This window comes from Escherichia sp. MOD1-EC4550, from assembly GCF_963876935.1.
Taxonomy (GTDB): Bacteria; Pseudomonadota; Gammaproteobacteria; order Enterobacterales; family Enterobacteriaceae; genus Escherichia; species Escherichia coli_F.
In genome coordinates this window covers 201,986-220,422 of the sequence record NZ_CAWNSE010000015.1, presented here as the reverse complement: position 1 = coordinate 220,422, position 18,437 = coordinate 201,986, and the positions used below count along the sequence as shown (strand labels likewise).

The following is an 18,437-nucleotide window of genomic DNA, read 5'->3' as shown; positions in this document are numbered from 1 at the left end:
CTAAACGTGGGGATGATAGGCGAACAGCGCAGGCGCGCCGCCGGTATGAATAAACAGAATCGGCCCTTCATCTTTGAAGCGTTTCTGACTGATACCGTCAATCAGCCCCGCCATCGCTTTTCCGGTATACACAGGATCAAGCAGAATGCCTTCCAGCCGCGCCAGCAATTTCACTGCTTCCATGCCTTCGTCGTTCGGCACGCCGTAGCCAGGTGCAAAATAGTCATCCCAGAGTAAAATTTCCGCTGATGCGGTCAGCTCCAGTTCTTTCGCAATCGCCTGTTGGAGGTTAACCACTTTCGGCAATTGATCGGCAACGGAACGCGACACGGTCACGCCAATCAGTTCGCTTTCAGGCATCAGGTGTTCCAGCCCAACAGCCAGTCCGGCGTGAGTTCCGGCACTGCCCGACGCGACCACCACCGACGAAATATTAACCGCCCCTTCACACTGTTGCGCGATTTCCAGCGCACTCTCCACATAACCCAGCGCACCCAAAGCATTAGAACCGCCAACCGGAATGACATACGGGCGAAAGCCTTGTGCTTCGACTCGCGTCGCCAGCTCTTCCAGTTGGGCATTGGGATCGGTCAGTGCGTCGCACATTTCAATCTGGGTATTGAACAGATCCAGCAACAAACGATTGCCGTTGGTTAAATAGTTTTCTGCGGTTGTGCCAATAGGATTTTCCAGCAGCGCCACGCAGTGCAGACCGAGTTTCGCAGCGACTGCGGCAGTCTGGCGCACATGGTTAGACTGGATCGCCCCGGCAGTAATCAGCGTATCGGCACCTTCGCGCAGAGCATCTGCCGCAAGAAATTCCAGCTTACGTAATTTATTGCCGCCCATTGCCATGGGGGTGACGTCATCCCGTTTGATGAAAATTTCCCGTCCAAGATAATCAGAAAAGCGTGGCAGATATTCGAGCGGCGTTGGCGCGCCGATAAATTCCAGCCGTGGAAAACGGGTTAAATTATGCAGTGGCATAACAGCCTCCGATGTGTGTTGTTGTGATTTTCTTATTATGCACGCTGAAAACGCGTAAATAAAAAAGGCGCTAGTGAAAGCGCCCTTTTTTGTCATTATGCTGATTATTTGGTCACATCAGCACCAAACCATTTTTCAGAAAGGGCTTGCAGAGTGCCATCTTTTTGCATTTCCGCAATTGCATCATTCACCGCTTTCAGCAGGTCTTCATTTCCTTTACGCAGCGCTACGCCAGACTCCTGACGGGAGAATGCTTCACCGGTTACTGCCAGCGTATCGTTGGTTTTCTTCACCAGATCCAGCGCAGCCAGACGGTCAACGAGGATCGCATCAATACGGCCTACGCGCAGATCCTGATATTTGGTCGGGTCATCATCATAGGTACGCACATCGACGCCCTGAACATTTTGGCGCAGCCACTCTTCATAGTTGGTGCCCAGACCGACACCCACTTTTTTGCCTTTCAGATCATCAGCCGTTTTAATGCTGCCTTCGTTACCTTTTTTCACCAGCGCCTGAATACCGGAAATGGTGTACGGGGTAGAGAAATCGTATTTTTTCTTGCGCTCGTCAGAAATGGTGACCTGGTTAATCACCACATCAATGCGTTTAGAGTCCAGCGACGCCAGCATACCGTCCCATTTGGTCGGTTTTAGTGACGCCTCAACGCCAAGATGTTTTGCCAGCTGTTGGGCGAATTCCACTTCAAAACCGGTTAATTTGCCGTCATCCCCCTGAAAACTGAACGGCGGATAAGTTCCTTCCAGCCCTACCAGCAGCGTGCCGCGCTCTTTGACTTTATTAAGCAGACCTTCATCTGCAAAACTTTTAACGCTCATGCCCGCAACCAGCGCCACGGCCATCACACCCATCAATGCCTGACGTCCCAGATGTGCTAATTTCATATTCACCCCGAATGTTGTTATGTCTGTTTGCAGTGTAGAGCCATTGTTTGTAAACACAAAAACAACTCCGCTACATCTTATTCTTATTTAATATATATCAGAAGCAGGCAGGCTGGAGGATTTCTGCACAAGTCCGGTACACGTTTGACGCTGATAGTGTTGATACTTCCGTAACGCAATGCGGTAATTGTTGGTGCTGGTAGTGGGCAGCCACGGGGCGAGGATTTCATCAAGGAAACCGTCCTGCAGCTGTTCGAGGGAAATATTTTGCTCGTGTAGATGATTACCCAAACGGCGCAGACGAACGACATATTCACGCACCGTACCTGGGCTCATTTCAGTTTGCTCAAAAAGAAATTGCTTAAAGCCGATAATATCGAAAAAATCACTCTGCGTTTTGCAATGTAAATCACCGCAGAATCGGCACAATGCCGCCCATGATTTTTGTTCCACTTGCCAGCCATTTTCATCAAGCAGCATGTCCAGGCGGGAAATCTCGATTTTATTCACTATTTTGCCGTCGCGAACGAGGGTAATGCGGTCGAGTAATTTACGGCAATGCGCGCAATGGGTCTGGCTGTGTTTAAAGTCTTTAAGATAGCGGCTTAATGGCCGTCTTTTCAGGTGCTGCACCATCATTAAGAACTCCTGGTAGTCAAAATTAAAGTGCGGCATTTACTGACGTTATAACTTACCCAGTTTAGTGCGTAACCGTTTAATGGCCTGGCTGTGTAACTGACTGACCCGCGATTCCCCGACCTCCAGCACCGCGCCAATCTCTTTAAGATTCAGCTCTTCCTGATAATAGAGGGTTAATACCAGTTTTTCGCGCTCCGGCAACGTTTCGATAGCTTCCATCACCCGCTGGCGCAGATTACTGTCCAGCAGTTGTTGTAGCGGGTTTTCTCGCTGATGATCATCAGTAACCAGTTCAATGCTATCGCCGTGCTCTTCGCGCCACTCATCGTAGGAGAAGAGCTGGCTGTTATTGGTGTCGAGCAACATTTGGCGATAGTCGGCAATATCGATCCCTAAACGTTCCGCTACCTCAGTTTCCGTGGCGTTGCGGCCAAGTTCCTGCTCCAGTTGCCCTATTGCCTGTGCCACTTCACGCGCGTTGCGTCGCACGCTGCGCGGCACCCAGTCACGGCTGCGAAGTTCATCCAGCATAGCGCCACGGATACGCTGCACTGCGTAAGTTGTAAATGCCGTTCCTTGTAGGGCGTCATAGCGTTCGACGGCATTAAGTAACCCAATGCCGCCCGCCTGTAGCAGATCGTCAAGTTCCACGCTCGCGGGCAGTCGAACCTGCAGGCGCAATGCTTCGTGACGCACCAGCGGGACATAACGCTGCCACAGCGAGTGTTTATCCATTACACCTTCAGCGGTATAGAGTGAATTCACGATAAACAGCCCTGCGTTATATGAGTTATCGGCATGATTATCCGTTTCTGCAGGGTTTTTAATCGGACGATTAGTGGGTGAAATGAGGGGTTATTTGGGGGTTACCGGTAAATTGCGGACAGAAAAAACCCCGCCGGTGGCGGGGAAGCACGTTGCTGGCAAATTACCATTCATGTTGCCGGATGCGGCGTAAACGCCTTATCCGGCCTACAAAAATGTGCAAATTCAATAAATTGCAATTCACCTTGTAGGCCTGATAAGCGCAGCGCATCAGGCAATTTGGCGTTGCCGTCAGTCTCAGTTAATCAGGTTACGACGATTAACCCTGCAGCAGAGACAGAACCTGCTGCGGTACCTGGTTAGCTTTTGCCAGCACGGAGTTACCGGCCTGCTGGATGATCTGCGCTTTCGACATGTTGGACACTTCGGTCGCATAGTCGGCGTCCTGAATACGGGACTGCGCTTCAGACAGGTTGGTAGTGGTGTTGTTCAGGTTAGTCACCGCAGAATCCAGACGGTTCTGGATAGCACCCAGGGATGAACGGAATTTGTCGATGGAGCTGATAGCGTCGTCCAGGGCAGCCAGAGGATCTTTGGTTGCAGTGCCTGCACTGGTGGTTTCAGTGGTCAGTTTACCTGTAGAGTTAACATAAGCCTGTGCCCCAACAGTAGCTGCAAATTTACCAGTTGCACCTGCGCCATTTGAAGCTACAGTTACTGTACCGGTATCCTTATCGACGTTGTAGTTGATAGTGTAAGATGCGGTTGTGGTGAGCTCTTTGTCTGCATCAGTATAGGTGTCATTCGAATTACCAGCACCATTAGTATTCGCACCACCGAAAGACGCAGTTGCAGACTGAATACCTGTATTATACTTAATTGTCGCACCAGTAACTGCTGTGTTAGCCGTTGCAGCACTCTGTACTGTGCTCAGAACAGTATCAGCACTTACCGTTTTGGTGTAGGTAACGCCAGAAGTTGCCGCAGCACCAAAGTTATAAGTTGTGCCAGACAGCTGGATAGAACCAGTTGTCGCTAAAGTACTACCGCTAGCAAACAGATCGGACAATTTCGCTGAAGATGCAATGCCGGCGTTGTTTGTAGATAGGTTACCAGTGGCGTCCAGGTACGCGGCTTTACCACCGATGGTCACATCGCCATTAGCATCTACATCAAACTTCACATCACCAGTACTACGAGTATAAACACCTGATGCAGTAGTGCCAGCCGCTGGTTTCAGAGTATTTGCAAAGTTAACAACATCACCATCTGCAACTGTTGCTTGAGTGGTGAAGTTCCCTTTAGCCGCATCATAAGTATAGGTCGCAGCACTCGAGCCAGTAGTAGTAACTGTATCTCCGGTTTTCAGGCGAGACAGTGCATCGCTAGCGCTGAGAGCTGTATTGTTTGTGGTCACAGCATAAGGACCTGTTCCCGTTGCACCAGCAGCGGTCAGATCGCTGACTGTAGCAGCTTTGTTCGCAATAGTACCTTTGCCGTTAACGTTAAACCCATTCAGCCCCAGCGTATCAGAGTCAATTTTCTTCAGATCAATAGTGATAGTCTGGCCGTCATTCGCACCAACCTGAATTTTCATCGAACCGTCTTTTGCCAGTACGTTCACGCCGTTGAACTGGGTCTGGCCGGATACGCGGTCAATTTCGTCGAGACGGGATTTGATTTCGTCCTGGATGGAGTCCAGGTCAGAATCGGAGTTAGTCCCTGTAGTGGCCTGAACCGTCAGTTCACGAATACGCTGTAAGTTGTTGTTGATTTCGGACAGCGCGCCTTCAGTGGTCTGCGCAACGGAGATACCGTCGTTAGCGTTACGTGCGGCCTGAGTCAGGCCTTTAATGTTAGAAGTAAAACGGTTAGCAATCGCCTGACCTGCGGCGTCATCCTTCGCGCTGTTAATACGCAAGCCAGAAGACAGACGCTCGATAGAACTCGACAGCGCAGACTGGTTCTTGTTGATATTATTTTGAGTGATCAGCGAGAGGCTGTTGGTATTAATGACTTGTGCCATGATTCGTTATCCTATATTGCAAGTCGTTGATTACGTATTGGGTTTCCACCCGTCGGCTCAATCGCCGTCAACCCTGTTATCGTCTGTCGTAAAACAACCTTTAGAATTTTTTTCACAAACAGCCATTTTTTGTTAGTCGCCGAAATACTCTTTTCTCTGCCCCTTATTCCCGCTATTAAAAAAAACAATTAAACGTAAACTTTGCGCAATTCAGGCCGATAACCCCGGTATTCGTTTTACGTGTCGAAAGATAAAAGGAAATCGCATGGCAAGTATTTCATCGCTGGGAGTCGGGTCAGGTCTGGATTTAAGTTCAATCCTCGATAGCCTCACCGCCGCGCAAAAAGCGACGCTAACCCCTATTTCAAATCAGCAATCGTCGTTTACCGCTAAACTTAGCGCCTACGGTACGCTGAAAAGCGCGTTGACGACTTTCCAGACCGCCAATACTGCATTGTCTAAAGCCGATCTTTTTTCCGCCACCAGCACTACCAGCAGCACCACCGCGTTCAGTGCCACCACCGCGGGTAACGCCATCGCCGGGAAATACACCATCAGCGTCAGCCATCTGGCGCAGGCGCAAACCCTGACCACGCGCACCACCAGAGACGATACGAAAACGGCGATCGCCACTAGCGACAGCAAACTCACCATTCAACAAGGCGGCGACAAAGATCCGATTACCATTGATATCAGCGCGGCTAACTCATCGTTAAGCGGGATCCGTGATGCCATCAACAACGCAAAAGCAGGCGTAAGCGCAAGCATCATTAACGTGGGTAACGGTGAATATCGTCTGTCAGTCACATCAAATGACACCGGCCTTGATAATGCGATGACACTCTCGGTCAGCGGTGATGATGCGCTACAAAGTTTTATGGGCTATGACGCCAGTGCCAGCAGCAACGGTATGGAGGTCTCGGTCGCCGCCCAGAATGCGCAGCTGACGGTCAACAACGTCGCCATCGAGAACAGCAGCAACACTATCAGCGACGCGCTGGAAAACATCACCCTGAACCTGAACGATGTCACCACGGGCAACCAGACGCTAACCATCACTCAGGACACCTCCAAAGCGCAAACGGCGATTAAAGACTGGGTGAATGCCTATAACTCGCTAATAGATACCTTCAGCAGCCTGACCAAATACACCGCCGTAGATGCGGGAGCTGATAGCCAGAGTTCTAGCAATGGCGCACTGCTCGGCGACTCCACGTTGCGGACGATTCAGACGCAGTTGAAATCGATGCTGAGTAATACCGTTAGTTCTTCCAACTATAAAACGTTGGCGCAGATTGGTATCACGACCGATCCCAGCGATGGCAAACTGGAACTGGATGCCGACAAACTCACCGCTGCATTGAAAAAAGATGCCAGCGGCGTAGGTGCATTGATTGTTGGCGATGGTAAAAAAACCGGCATCACGACCACCATCGGCAGCAACCTGACCAGTTGGCTTTCGACAACGGGCATTATTAAAGCCGCTACCGATGGCGTTAGTAAGACCCTGAATAAGTTAACTAAAGACTACAACGCCGCCAGCGATCGCATTGATGCGCAGGTCGCTCGCTACAAAGAACAATTTACCCAACTGGACGTTTTAATGACCTCGTTAAACAGCACCAGCAGCTACTTAACGCAGCAGTTCGAAAACAACAGTAATTCCAAGTAATCAATATTCATCGGGAGACAGGTCATGTACGCGGCAAAAGGCACCCAGGCCTATGCACAAATTGGCGTCGAAAGCGCCGTAATGAGCGCCAGCCAGCAACAGCTGGTCACCATGCTATTTGATGGAGTGCTGAGCGCACTGGTTAGAGCGCGCCTGTTTATGCAGGACAACAATCAGCAAGGCAAAGGCGTCTCTTTGTCAAAAGCGATCAACATCATTGAGAACGGGCTGCGGGTGAGTCTTGATGAAGAGAGCAAAGACGAACTAACCCAAAACTTGATTGCTCTTTATAGCTATATGGTCAGGCGCTTGCTGCAAGCCAATTTACGCAACGATGTCTCCGCAGTCGAAGAAGTGGAAGCATTAATGCGTAATATTGCCGATGCCTGGAAAGAGTCGTTACTCTCCCCTTCTTTGATTCAGGACCCAGTCTGATGAACCATGCACCGCATTTGTATTTCGCCTGGCAACAACTCGTCGAAAAAAGCCAGCTCATGTTACGCCTGGCAACGGAAGAACAATGGGACGAACTCATCGCCAGCGAAATGGCGTATGTGAATGCGGTGCAGGAGATTGCACATCTGACTGAAGAGATTGATCCGTCCACCACGATGCAGGAGCAACTCCGCCCGATGCTGCGCCTGATTCTCGACAACGAAAGCAGGGTAAAGCAGTTATTGCAGATTCGGATGGATGAACTGGCGAAACTGGTCGGTCAGTCATCGGTGCAAAAATCGGTGTTAAGTGCCTATGGCGATCAGGGCGGCTTTGTGCTGGCTCCGCAGGATAACCTCTTTTGAATCTTAACGAGCCGATGGCTCGCGAATAATCCGATTACGGCTACGCTTCTAATGTTCCCCTTGAATGGAGTCGAAGAATGCGTAATCCCACGCTGTTACAATGTTTTCACTGGTATTACCCGGAAGGCGGTAAGCTCTGGCCTGAACTGGCCGAGCGCGCCGACGGTTTTAATGATATTGGTATCAATATGGTCTGGTTGCCGCCCGCCTATAAAGGCGCATCGGGCGGGTATTCGGTCGGCTACGACTCCTATGATTTATTTGATTTAGGCGAGTTTGATCAGAAAGGCAGCATCCCTACTAAATATGGCGATAAAGCACAACTGCTGGCCGCCATTGACGCTCTGAAACGTAATGACATTGCGGTGCTGCTGGACGTGGTAGTCAATCACAAAATGGGCGCGGATGAAAAAGAAGCTATTCGCGTGCAGCGCGTTAATGCTGACGACCGTACGCAAATTGATGAAGAAATCATTGAATGCGAAGGCTGGACGCGTTACACCTTCCCCGCCCGTGCCGGGCAATACTCGCAGTTTATCTGGGATTTCAAATGTTTTAGCGGTATCGACCATATCGAAAATCCTGATGAAGATGGCATTTTTAAAATTGTTAACGACTACACCGGCGAAGGCTGGAACGATCAGGTTGATGATGAACTCGGTAATTTCGATTACCTGATGGGTGAGAATATCGATTTCCGCAATCATGCCGTGACGGAAGAGATTAAATACTGGGCGCGCTGGGTGATGGAACAAACGCAATGCGACGGTTTTCGTCTTGATGCGGTCAAACATATTCCGGCGTGGTTTTATAAAGAGTGGATCGAACACGTACAAGAAGTTGCGCCAAAGCCGCTGTTTATTGTGGCGGAGTACTGGTCGCATGAAGTTGATAAGCTGCAAACGTATATTGATCAGGTGGAAGGCAAAACCATGCTGTTCGATGCGCCGCTGCAGATGAAATTCCATGAAGCATCGCGCATGGGACGCGGCTACGACATGACGCAGATTTTCACTGGGACGCTGGTGGAAGCCGATCCTTTTCACGCCGTAACCCTCGTTGCCAACCACGACACCCAACCGTTGCAAGCCCTCGAAGCGCCGGTCGAACCGTGGTTTAAACCGCTGGCGTATGCCTTAATTTTGTTGCGGGAAAATGGCGTTCCTTCGGTGTTCTATCCTGACCTCTATGGCGCGCATTACGAAGATGTCGGCGGTGACGGGCAAACCTATCCGATAGATATGCCAATAATCGAACAGCTTGATGAGTTAATTCTCGCCCGTCAGCGTTTCGCCCACGGTGTACAGACGTTATTTTTCGACCATCCGAACTGCATTGCCTTTAGCCGCAGTGGCACCGACGAATATCCCGGCTGCGTGGTGGTCATGTCGAACGGAGATGATGGCGAAAAAACCATTCATTTAGGAGAGAATTACGGCAATAAAACCTGGCGTGATTTTCTGGGGAACCGGCAAGAAAGTGTAGTAACCGACGAAAACGGCGAAGCGACCTTCTTTTGCAACGGCGGCAGCGTCAGCGTGTGGGTTATCGAAGAGGTGATTTAAATTCATCCCCGGCGGCAAGCCGGGGAGATTTCATTACGGCAATGGCGTCGGTAACGGCGCTTTATCCAGCGCAGCGGCACACTCTGCCGTCGGGCGATCCACACGCTCCATCGTCATTCCATCGTACTCAATGGTGTTACCTTCACGCTCAACCTCGTACAGCTCACGTTTTACGGTAACGTTAGTGAGATCATCAGACATCAATGTCAACTTACCCGGCACAGCAATCACCCGCTGCCACTGACGGCAATCCAGGGTATCGCCCTCTTTAGTGACAATCAGGCTGCCTATCGCTTCCGGACTGACCAGCGCACTTTGCGGCCCTTTGGTCTGCCAGTAGCCCGCCAGCCAGTCCGGCGCGGGGGTTTTAACGACATTGTTATAGTTTTCGACTTCGGCACAGCCCGCCAGCAACATGAGCGCGCCTGCAATTGCGAGTTTTTTCATCATTCGTCCTGCATGAGAAGAAAAGAGGATTGTGGCATTAAAGCCCTGATGTCGCCAGCCTTTCCAGGTTCAGAGAGAAATTTGATCTAACTATTATTTTTGTGAATTATTACCCCGAAAATAAATTTGTTTGATGTATGATTCGCGACTCTTGTTTCAAACCTTCTGAGTTCAGAGGCTACATTCATGTCATGGCAGCAATTCAAACACGCCTGGTTGATTAAATTCTGGGCGCCCATCCCCGCGGTCATCGCGGCGGGTATTCTCTCCACTTACTATTTTGGCATCACTGGCACCTTTTGGGCAGTCACGGGTGAATTTACCCGTTGGGGCGGTCAGCTTTTGCAGCTGTTTGGCGTCCATGCTGAAGAGTGGGGTTATTTTAAAATTATTCATCTGGAAGGATCGCCATTAACCCGCATCGACGGCATGATGATCCTCGGTATGTTTGGCGGCTGCTTTGCTGCAGCGCTGTGGGCCAACAATGTCAAACTGCGCATGCCGCGCAGCCGTATCCGCATTATGCAGGCCATCATTGGCGGCATTATCGCCGGTTTTGGCGCGCGTCTGGCAATGGGCTGTAACCTGGCGGCGTTCTTTACCGGCATTCCTCAGTTCTCGCTGCATGCCTGGTTCTTTGCCATCGCCACTGCCATTGGTTCATGGTTTGGCGCGCGCTTTACCCTGCTGCCCATCTTCCGTATTCCCGTGAAAATGCAGAAAGTTTCTGCCGCCTCACCGCTGACGCAAAAACCGGATCAGGCGCGGCGTCGTTTTCGTCTCGGGATGCTGGTCTTTTTCGGCATGCTGGGCTGGGCGCTGCTGACGGCGATGAACCAACCAAAACTGGGGCTGGCAATGCTGTTTGGCGTCGGCTTTGGTTTACTGATTGAACGTGCGCAAATCTGCTTTACTTCGGCGTTCCGCGATATGTGGATCACCGGACGTACCCACATGGCGAAAGCAATCATTATCGGTATGGCGGTAAGTGCCATCGGGATCTTCAGTTACGTCCAGTTAGGCGTTGAACCCAAAATCATGTGGGCGGGGCCGAACGCGGTAATCGGTGGTTTACTGTTTGGTTTTGGCATCGTGCTGGCAGGCGGCTGCGAAACCGGCTGGATGTACCGCGCGGTAGAAGGCCAGGTGCACTACTGGTGGGTCGGTCTGGGCAATGTGATCGGCTCAACGATTCTGGCGTATTACTGGGATGATTTCGCTCCGGCGCTGGCCACCGACTGGGACAAAATCAACCTACTGAAAACCTTTGGCCCGATGGGTGGCCTGCTGGTGACATATTTGCTGCTGTTTGCTGCGCTGATGTTGATTATCGGCTGGGAAAAACGCTTCTTCCGCCGTGCGGCACCGCAGACAGCTAAGGAGATCGCATGAAAAATATCGTTCCTGATTACCGCCTTGATATGGTGGGTGAACCCTGCCCTTATCCGGCAGTTGCAACCCTTGAGGCGATGCCGCAGTTAAAAAAAGGTGAGATCCTGGAAGTGGTGAGCGACTGTCCGCAGTCGATCAATAATATTCCACTGGATGCGCGTAATCACGGCTATACGGTGCTGGATATTCAGCAAGACGGGCCGACCATTCGTTATTTAATTCAGAAGTAATCCCTCCTTCCCGCTGTGTCCCACAGCGGGAACATCGTTACCTCTGTATCACATAGATTTTACCCGCCTCCTCTCCTATTCTTTTCAGGGTGATCTCAGGAGGTTTCTATGTGTGGACGCTTTGCCCAATCCCAAACGCGTGAAGATTACCTTGCACTTCTCGCGGAAGATATAGAACGCGATATTCCCTACGATCCCGAGCCCATTGGCAGCTACAACGTCGCACCGGGAACCAAAGTTCTTCTGCTCAGTGAACGTGATGAACACCTTCATCTCGATCCGGTTTTCTGGGGATATGCTCCCGGATGGTGGGATAAACCGCCGCTGATTAACGCCCGCGTAGAAACTGCCGCAACCAGTCGCATGTTTAAACCGCTCTGGCAACATGGTCGGGCAATCTGTTTTGCCGATGGCTGGTTTGAGTGGAAAAAAGAAGGCGACAAAAAACAGCCTTATTTTATCTATCGCGCTGATGGACAACCTGTTTTTATAGCCGCGATAGGTAGCACACCGTTTGAGCGCGGTGACGAGGCCGAAGGATTTTTGATTGTCACTGCAGCGGCAGACCAGGGGCTGGTGGATATTCATGACCGCCGCCCGCTGGTACTGTCGCCAGAAGCTGCGCGGGAATGGATGCGGCAAGAGATTAGCGGTAAAGAAGCCTCTGAAATTGCTGCCAGTGGCTGTGTTCCAGCAAACCAGTTCACCTGGCACCCGGTATCGCGCGCGGTGGGTAATGTCAAAAACCAGGGCGCGAAGATAATTCACCCTGTTTGATAAGCCTGGAGATTATTGTTCAACAATACTGCGTCATAAGAAATCTCTATTAGACAAAGATTTCATTACCTGTTGGCATATTGCAAAAATAACACCAATACGGAATCGTCATGTTCACGATTAAAACAGATGATCTCACCCATCCAGCAGTGCAAGCATTAGTGGCTTACCATATTTCCGGCATGCTGCAGCAGTCTCCCCCCGAAAGCAGTCATGCTTTAGATGTGCAAAAATTACGTAACCCGACAGTGACATTCTGGTCAGTATGGGAAGGCGAACAACTCGCAGGAATTGGTGCGCTGAAGTTGCTGGATGATAAACATGGCGAACTGAAATCAATGCGTACCGCGCCAAATTATTTACGTCGGGGTGTCGCCAGTCTGATTTTACGCCACATTTTGCAGGTCGCCCATGACAGATGCCTTCATCGCCTGAGCTTAGAAACGGGTACACAGGCTGGATTTACGGCCTGCCATCAACTTTATTTGAAGCATGGTTTCGTTGATTGCGAACCGTTTGCTGATTATCAACTTGATCCACTCAGTCGATTTTTGTCATTGACGCTATGCGAAAATAATGAATTGCCATGAGCCAGACGCAGCACATTCTTGCATTCGACGTGCTGCGCCTTTATTTATCACCAGCCGGAAACGCCTTGTCTCTAGACGCCCCTTCCACATACGCCACAAGAAACCTCTATTCCAGTGACACAATCACGCCTGATTATTTCCCTAGCCCGGAATATGAATAAAAACATCAACAAAGATTAAATTATCCAAACGTTACTATTGCGTCTGTGGTCGTAACAACAACCGACCTGGTGATGCGTGTTAAAGGAGACACTCTGATGTTCAGGGGGGTTATCGCGTTTACAGATCGTGGATGGCAGAAAACTTTCAGAATCAGGTTTCCATTTTAAACCAGAAATTGAGTGTGTTTGCCCCATCCATGCCCCACGCGGTGAGATCGGATGTAATCAACAACAGGTTACACAACCTACACCTGCATGCTCATCACTTCCTGATACGCCGCCACCAACTTATTACGCACCTGAATCCCCATTTGCATTGAAACTGAGGCTTTTTGCATATCGGTCATCACATCGTTTAACGCCACGCCGGGTTCGCCGAGGGTGAATTTTTCTGCCTGCGTGCGGGCGGCGGTTTGTGTATCGCTTATGCGATCGAGCGCGGCGTGCAGCTGCCCGGCAAAACTAATGGTCGGTTGCGGCAGTGATTCCTGCGCACGCGCACTCATCGCCGTAGCCTGTAACTGGCTAATAACCCCTTCAATCCCCTGTATCGCTGACATTTTCATCTCCCGGATAATTTCTGGTAGCAAAGCCTACCAGTAAGTCAATAAGACAAAGGCGCTAAATAGCAACAAAAAAACGGGTTTATTGGCGGATAGAAAAAAACGAAAGCACAAATAATGAGAGCGTCAATTTTTCGAGTTTGCTGACCCGGGAGTGAGTCTTGTTCCACTTTGCCAATAACGCCGTCCATAATCAGCCACGAGGTGCGCGATGAATGCGACTGCAGCCCAGACAAAATCTCTTGAGTGGCTTAATCGCCTGCGTGCGAATCCGAAAATTCCATTGATTGTTGCCGGTTCCGCGGCAGTGGCGGTCATGGTCGCACTGATCCTGTGGGCGAAAGCCCCCGACTACCGCACATTATTCAGCAATCTTTCCGATCAGGATGGTGGCGCAATTGTCAGCCAACTGACGCAAATGAATATTCCTTACCGCTTCAGCGAAGCCAGCGGCGCGATTGAAGTTCCGGCAGATAAAGTTCACGAACTGCGCCTGCGCCTGGCGCAACAAGGTTTGCCCAAAGGCGGCGCGGTCGGTTTCGAACTGCTCGATCAGGAAAAGTTTGGTATCAGCCAGTTCAGCGAACAGGTGAATTATCAGCGGGCGCTGGAAGGCGAGCTTTCTCGTACCATCGAAACTATCGGCCCGGTAAAAGGGGCGCGCGTACATCTGGCAATGCCAAAACCGTCTTTATTCGTCCGTGAACAAAAATCCCCTTCTGCATCAGTGACGGTAAATCTGTTACCCGGCCGCGCACTCGATGAAGGGCAAATTAGCGCCATTGTGCATCTGGTTTCCAGCGCGGTGGCTGGTCTGCCTCCGGGGAACGTCACGTTGGTGGATCAGGGCGGACATCTGTTAACCCAATCCAACACCAGCGGGCGCGATCTTAATGATGCTCAGTTGAAATATGCCAGTGATGTCGAAGGCCGAATTCAGCGGCGTATTGAAGCGATCCTGTCGCCTATTGTCGGCAACGGCAATATTCACGCCCAGGTTACGGCGCAACTGGACTTCGCCAGTAAGGAGCAAACCGAAGAGCAGTATCGCCCTAACGGTGATAAATCTCAGGCGGCGCTCCGCTCACGCCAGCTTAATGAGAGCGAGCAAAGCGGTTCCGGTTATCCAGGCGGCGTACCGGGTGCGTTGTCGAATCAACCAGCACCCGCAAATAACGCGCCGATCAGCACGCCTCCGGCAAATCAAAATAATCGCCAGCAGCAGGCAAGTACTACCAGCAATAATGGGCCGCGTAGCACACAGCGTAATGAAACCAGTAACTACGAGGTCGATCGCACCATTCGTCATACCAAAATGAACGTGGGCGATGTGCAACGTCTGTCAGTCGCGGTAGTGGTGAATTACAAAACCTTGCCAGATGGCAAACCGTTGCCTCTCAGCAACGAACAGATGAAGCAAATTGAAGATCTGACCCGCGAGGCGATGGGCTTTTCTGAAAAACGCGGTGACTCACTCAATGTCGTTAACTCGCCGTTCAATAGCAGCGACGAAAGCGGTGGAGAACTGCCGTTCTGGCAACAACAGGTATTTATCGATCAGTTGCTGAGCGCCGGACGCTGGTTGCTGGTACTGCTGGTGGCGTGGCTACTGTGGCGTAAAGCGGTACGTCCACAGCTAACTCGTCGCGCTGAGGCGATGAAAGCTGTGCAGCAACAGGCGCAGGCCCGCGAGGAAGTGGAAGATGCGGTGGAAGTCCGCCTGAGCAAAGATGAACAACTCCAACAACGACGCGCGAACCAACGTCTGGGGGCAGAGGTCATGAGCCAGCGTATCCGTGAAATGTCTGATAACGATCCGCGCGTGGTGGCGCTGGTCATTCGCCAGTGGATAAATAACGATCATGAGTAACCTGACAGGCACCGATAAAAGCGTCATCCTGCTGATGACCATTGGCGAAGACCGGGCGGCAGAGGTGTTCAAGCACCTCTCCCAGCGCGAAGTGCAAACCCTGAGTGCAGCAATGGCGAACGTCACGCAGATCTCCAACAAGCAGCTAACCGATGTGCTGGCGGAGTTTGAGCAAGAAGCTGAACAGTTTGCCGCACTGAATATCAACGCCAACGATTATCTGCGTTCGGTGCTGGTCAAAGCCCTCGGTGAAGAACGTGCCGCCAGCCTACTGGAAGATATTCTCGAAACCCGCGATACCGCCAGCGGTATTGAAACGCTCAACTTTATGGAGCCGCAGAGCGCCGCCGATCTGATTCGCGATGAGCATCCGCAGATTATCGCCACCATTCTGGTGCATCTGAAGCGTGCGCAAGCCGCCGATATTCTGGCGTTGTTCGATGAACGTCTGCGCCACGACGTGATGTTGCGTATCGCCACCTTTGGCGGCGTGCAGCCAGCCGCGCTGGCGGAACTGACCGAAGTACTGAATGGTCTGCTCGACGGTCAGAATCTCAAGCGCAGCAAAATGGGCGGCGTGAGAACAGCAGCCGAAATTATCAACCTGATGAAAACTCAGCAGGAAGAAGCGGTTATTTCTGCCGTGCGTGAATTCGACGGCGAACTGGCGCAAAAAATTATCGACGAGATGTTCCTGTTCGAAAATCTGGTGGATGTCGACGATCGCAGCATCCAGCGTCTGTTGCAGGAAGTGGATTCCGAATCGTTGCTGATCGCGCTGAAAGGGGCCGAGCAACCACTGCGCGAGAAGTTCCTGCGCAATATGTCGCAGCGTGCCGCCGATATTCTGCGCGACGATCTCGCCAACCGTGGTCCGGTGCGTCTGTCGCAGGTGGAAAACGAACAGAAAGCGATTCTGCTGATTGTGCGCCGCCTTGCCGAAACTGGCGAGATGGTGATTGGTAGCGGCGAGGATACCTATGTCTGATAATTTGCCGTGGAAAACCTGGACGCCAGACGATCTCGCGCCATCACAGGCAGAGTTTGTGCCAATGGCCGAGCCAGAAGAAACCATCATTGAAGAGACTGAACCCAGCCTTGAGCAGCAACTGGCACAACTGCAAATGCAGGCCCATGAGCAAGGTTATCAGGCGGGGATTGCCGAAGGTCGCCAACAAGGCCATGAGCAAGGCTATCAGGAAGGTCTGGCCCAGGGGCTGGAACAAGGGCTGGCACAGGCAAAATCCCAGCAAGCGCCAATTCATGCCCGGATGCAGCAACTGGTCAGCGAATTTCAAACTACCCTTGATGCACTTGATAGTGTGATTGCTTCGCGCCTGATGCAGATGGCGCTGGAGGCGGCGCGCCAGGTCATCGGTCAAACGCCAACGGTGGACAACTCGGCGCTGATCAAACAGATCCAACAGTTATTGCAGCAAGAACCGTTATTCAGCGGCAAACCGCAACTGCGCGTGCACCCGGATGATCTGCAACGTGTTGATGATATGCTGGGCGCAACCTTAAGTTTGCATGGCTGGCGCTTGCGGGGCGATCCCACGCTCCATCCAGGCGGCTGCAAAGTCTCCGCCGATGAAGGCGATCTCGATGCCAGCGTCGCTACTCGCTGGCAAGAACTCTGCCGTCTGGCAGCACCAGGAGTGGTGTAATGACCACGCGCCTGACTCGCTGGCTAACCACGCTGGATAACTTCGAAGCCAAAATGGCGCAGTTGCCTGCGGTACGTCGCTACGGGCGATTAACCCGCGCCACCGGGCTGGTGCTGGAGGCTACCGGATTACAATTGCCGCTCGGCGCAACCTGTGTGATTGAGCGCCAGAACGGGTCGGAAACGCATGAAGTAGAAAGCGAAGTGGTTGGCTTTAACGGTCAACGGCTGTTTTTAATGCCGCTGGAAGAAGTGGAAGGTGTCCTGCCCGGCGCGCGCGTTTATGCCAAACACATTTCGGCTGAAGGGCTGCAAAGCGGCAAGCAGTTGCCACTCGGTCCGGCGTTATTAGGTCGCGTTCTGGATGGCAGCGGTAAACCGCTTGATGGCCTTCCCTCCCCCGATACGACCGAAACAGGTGCGCTGATCACCCCGCCTTTTAACCCTTTGCAACGTACACCGATTGAACATGTGCTGGACACGGGCGTGCGCCCAATCAATGCCCTGCTTACCGTTGGGCGCGGGCAGCGTATGGGGCTATTTGCTGGTTCTGGTGTCGGTAAAAGTGTGCTGCTGGGGATGATGGCACGTTACACCCGCGCCGATGTCATTGTCGTGGGTTTGATTGGTGAACGTGGGCGCGAAGTAAAAGATTTTATTGAGAATATCCTCGGTGCCGAAGGGCGTGCACGCTCCGTGGTGATTGCCGCTCCAGCGGATGTTTCTCCGCTCCTGCGAATGCAAGGTGCCGCCTATGCCACGCGCATTGCCGAAGATTTTCGCGATCGTGGTCAGCATGTGTTGCTGATTATGGACTCCCTCACCCGCTACGCGATGGCCCAACGTGAGATTGCGCTGGCAATTGGCGAACCGCCTGCCACCAAAGGTTATCCACCGTCGGTATTCGCCAAATTACCGGCGCTGGTCGAGCGTGCCGGTAACGGTATCAGCGGCGGCGGCTCAATTACGGCGTTTTATACCGTGCTCACCGAAGGCGATGACCAGCAGGACCCGATTGCCGACTCCGCACGGGCGATCCTCGACGGTCACATTGTACTTTCTCGTCGTCTGGCGGAAGCCGGACACTATCCGGCGATTGATATTGAAGCGTCGATCAGCCGTGCAATGACGGCGTTGATCAGCGAGCAACATTACGCGCGAGTGCGCACCTTCAAACAGCTGTTGTCGAGTTTTCAGCGTAACCGCGATCTGGTTAGCGTCGGCGCGTATGCCAAAGGCAGCGATCCAATGCTCGATAAAGCCATCGCTCTGTGGCCGCAGCTGGAGGGCTATTTGCAACAAGGCATTTTTGAACGCGCGGACTGGGAAGAGTCTCTCCAGGGGCTGGAGCGCATATTCCCGACAGTGTGAAAACGCAGGAG

General features: G+C 51.9%; 20 protein-coding genes. 13 read left to right on the top strand and 7 right to left on the bottom strand.

Annotated elements, in window-relative coordinates:
* From dcyD to AACU19_RS12700, 5 genes are all read right to left on the bottom strand, one after another.
* The gene (gene dcyD / locus AACU19_RS12720) at positions 1-987 is read right to left on the bottom strand and encodes a D-cysteine desulfhydrase (protein WP_001128215.1); all 987 of its coding nucleotides are present in this window, start codon (positions 985-987) and stop codon (positions 1-3) included.
* A 104-nt stretch (positions 988-1,091) separates the two neighbouring features.
* Entirely contained in the window at positions 1,092-1,892 is an 801-nt protein-coding gene (tcyJ, locus tag AACU19_RS12715) for a cystine ABC transporter substrate-binding protein (RefSeq protein WP_001353139.1), read from the bottom strand.
* An 87-nt stretch (positions 1,893-1,979) separates the two neighbouring features.
* Positions 1,980-2,531: a flagella biosynthesis regulatory protein FliZ gene (fliZ, locus tag AACU19_RS12710; RefSeq protein WP_001445638.1), complete on the bottom strand. Its 552-nt coding sequence runs from the start codon at positions 2,529-2,531 to the stop codon at positions 1,980-1,982.
* 45 nt (positions 2,532-2,576) lie between these two features.
* Positions 2,577-3,296: an RNA polymerase sigma factor FliA gene (gene fliA / locus AACU19_RS12705; RefSeq protein ID WP_001087467.1), complete on the bottom strand. Its 720-nt coding sequence runs from the start codon at positions 3,294-3,296 to the stop codon at positions 2,577-2,579.
* Between the two features lie 319 nt (positions 3,297-3,615).
* Positions 3,616-5,322 (bottom strand): FliC/FljB family flagellin, encoded by a 1,707-nt coding sequence (locus tag AACU19_RS12700; protein WP_000079725.1) that lies wholly within the window; start codon positions 5,320-5,322, stop codon positions 3,616-3,618.
* A gap of 265 nt (positions 5,323-5,587) precedes the next feature.
* On the opposite strand from AACU19_RS12700, the gene fliD reads away from it, so the two are divergent.
* From fliD to amyA, 4 genes are all read left to right on the top strand, one after another.
* Positions 5,588-6,994 carry a flagellar filament capping protein FliD gene (gene fliD, locus AACU19_RS12695; RefSeq protein ID WP_000146759.1) on the top strand — a complete coding sequence of 469 codons (1,407 nt, stop codon included), beginning with the start codon at positions 5,588-5,590 and terminating at the stop codon, positions 6,992-6,994.
* Positions 6,995-7,018: 24 nt separating this feature from the next.
* Positions 7,019-7,429, top strand: coding sequence for a flagellar export chaperone FliS (gene fliS / locus AACU19_RS12690; protein ID WP_000270663.1), 411 nt, complete (start codon positions 7,019-7,021; stop codon positions 7,427-7,429).
* Positions 7,429-7,794 carry a flagella biosynthesis regulatory protein FliT gene (gene fliT / locus AACU19_RS12685; RefSeq protein ID WP_001015026.1) on the top strand — a complete coding sequence of 122 codons (366 nt, stop codon included), beginning with the start codon at positions 7,429-7,431 and terminating at the stop codon, positions 7,792-7,794. Before fliS ends, fliT begins: the two co-directional genes overlap by 1 nt.
* Before the next feature lie 77 nt (positions 7,795-7,871).
* Complete coding sequence (gene amyA, locus AACU19_RS12680) at positions 7,872-9,359, top strand: alpha-amylase (RefSeq protein ID WP_096983777.1); 1,488 nt, start codon at positions 7,872-7,874, stop codon at positions 9,357-9,359.
* 33 nt (positions 9,360-9,392) lie between these two features.
* Here the strand turns inward: amyA and yedD are convergent, their stop codons facing one another.
* On the bottom strand, positions 9,393-9,806 hold the full coding sequence (gene yedD, locus AACU19_RS12675) for a lipoprotein YedD (protein WP_001354738.1): 414 nt from the start codon (positions 9,804-9,806) through the stop codon (positions 9,393-9,395).
* A gap of 186 nt (positions 9,807-9,992) precedes the next feature.
* Between yedD and yedE the strand changes: the two genes are divergently transcribed.
* From yedE to AACU19_RS23740, 5 genes are all read left to right on the top strand, one after another.
* Positions 9,993-11,198 carry a selenium metabolism membrane protein YedE/FdhT gene (gene yedE / locus AACU19_RS12670; RefSeq protein WP_000118897.1) on the top strand — a complete coding sequence of 402 codons (1,206 nt, stop codon included), beginning with the start codon at positions 9,993-9,995 and terminating at the stop codon, positions 11,196-11,198.
* Entirely contained in the window at positions 11,195-11,428 is a 234-nt protein-coding gene (yedF, locus tag AACU19_RS12665; protein ID WP_000790504.1) for a sulfurtransferase-like selenium metabolism protein YedF, read from the top strand. The genes yedE and yedF overlap by 4 nt, the downstream gene beginning before the upstream one ends.
* 108 nt (positions 11,429-11,536) lie before the next feature.
* A complete protein-coding gene (locus tag AACU19_RS12660; RefSeq protein WP_105278980.1) occupies positions 11,537-12,205 on the top strand; it encodes an SOS response-associated peptidase in 669 nt (222 codons plus the stop codon).
* Positions 12,206-12,315: 110 nt separating this feature from the next.
* Entirely contained in the window at positions 12,316-12,795 is a 480-nt protein-coding gene (locus AACU19_RS12655) for a GNAT family N-acetyltransferase (RefSeq protein WP_038339401.1), read from the top strand.
* 18 nt (positions 12,796-12,813) lie between these two features.
* A complete protein-coding gene (locus tag AACU19_RS23740) occupies positions 12,814-12,870 on the top strand; it encodes a cyclic lactone autoinducer peptide (protein ID WP_108990983.1) in 57 nt (18 codons plus the stop codon).
* 331 nt (positions 12,871-13,201) lie between these two features.
* Here the strand turns inward: AACU19_RS23740 and fliE are convergent, their stop codons facing one another.
* Positions 13,202-13,516 carry a flagellar hook-basal body complex protein FliE gene (gene fliE / locus AACU19_RS12650; RefSeq protein ID WP_001274299.1) on the bottom strand — a complete coding sequence of 105 codons (315 nt, stop codon included), beginning with the start codon at positions 13,514-13,516 and terminating at the stop codon, positions 13,202-13,204.
* Between the two features lie 214 nt (positions 13,517-13,730).
* Here fliE and fliF point away from each other — a divergent pair, with 214 nt between their 5' ends.
* Genes fliF through fliI form a run of 4 tightly spaced genes read left to right on the top strand, consistent with a single transcriptional unit; the run spans position 13,731 to position 18,426 of the window.
* The gene (gene fliF / locus AACU19_RS12645; protein ID WP_000994441.1) at positions 13,731-15,389 is read left to right on the top strand and encodes a flagellar basal-body MS-ring/collar protein FliF; all 1,659 of its coding nucleotides are present in this window, start codon (positions 13,731-13,733) and stop codon (positions 15,387-15,389) included.
* On the top strand, positions 15,382-16,377 hold the full coding sequence (gene fliG, locus AACU19_RS12640) for a flagellar motor switch protein FliG (protein WP_105278979.1): 996 nt from the start codon (positions 15,382-15,384) through the stop codon (positions 16,375-16,377). Before fliF ends, fliG begins: the two co-directional genes overlap by 8 nt.
* Positions 16,370-17,056 (top strand): flagellar assembly protein FliH, encoded by a 687-nt coding sequence (gene fliH / locus AACU19_RS12635; RefSeq protein ID WP_105278978.1) that lies wholly within the window; start codon positions 16,370-16,372, stop codon positions 17,054-17,056. Before fliG ends, fliH begins: the two co-directional genes overlap by 8 nt.
* Positions 17,056-18,426, top strand: coding sequence for a flagellar protein export ATPase FliI (gene fliI / locus AACU19_RS12630; protein WP_000213273.1), 1,371 nt, complete (start codon positions 17,056-17,058; stop codon positions 18,424-18,426). The genes fliH and fliI overlap by 1 nt, the downstream gene beginning before the upstream one ends.
* Positions 18,427-18,437: the final 11 nt, after the last annotated feature.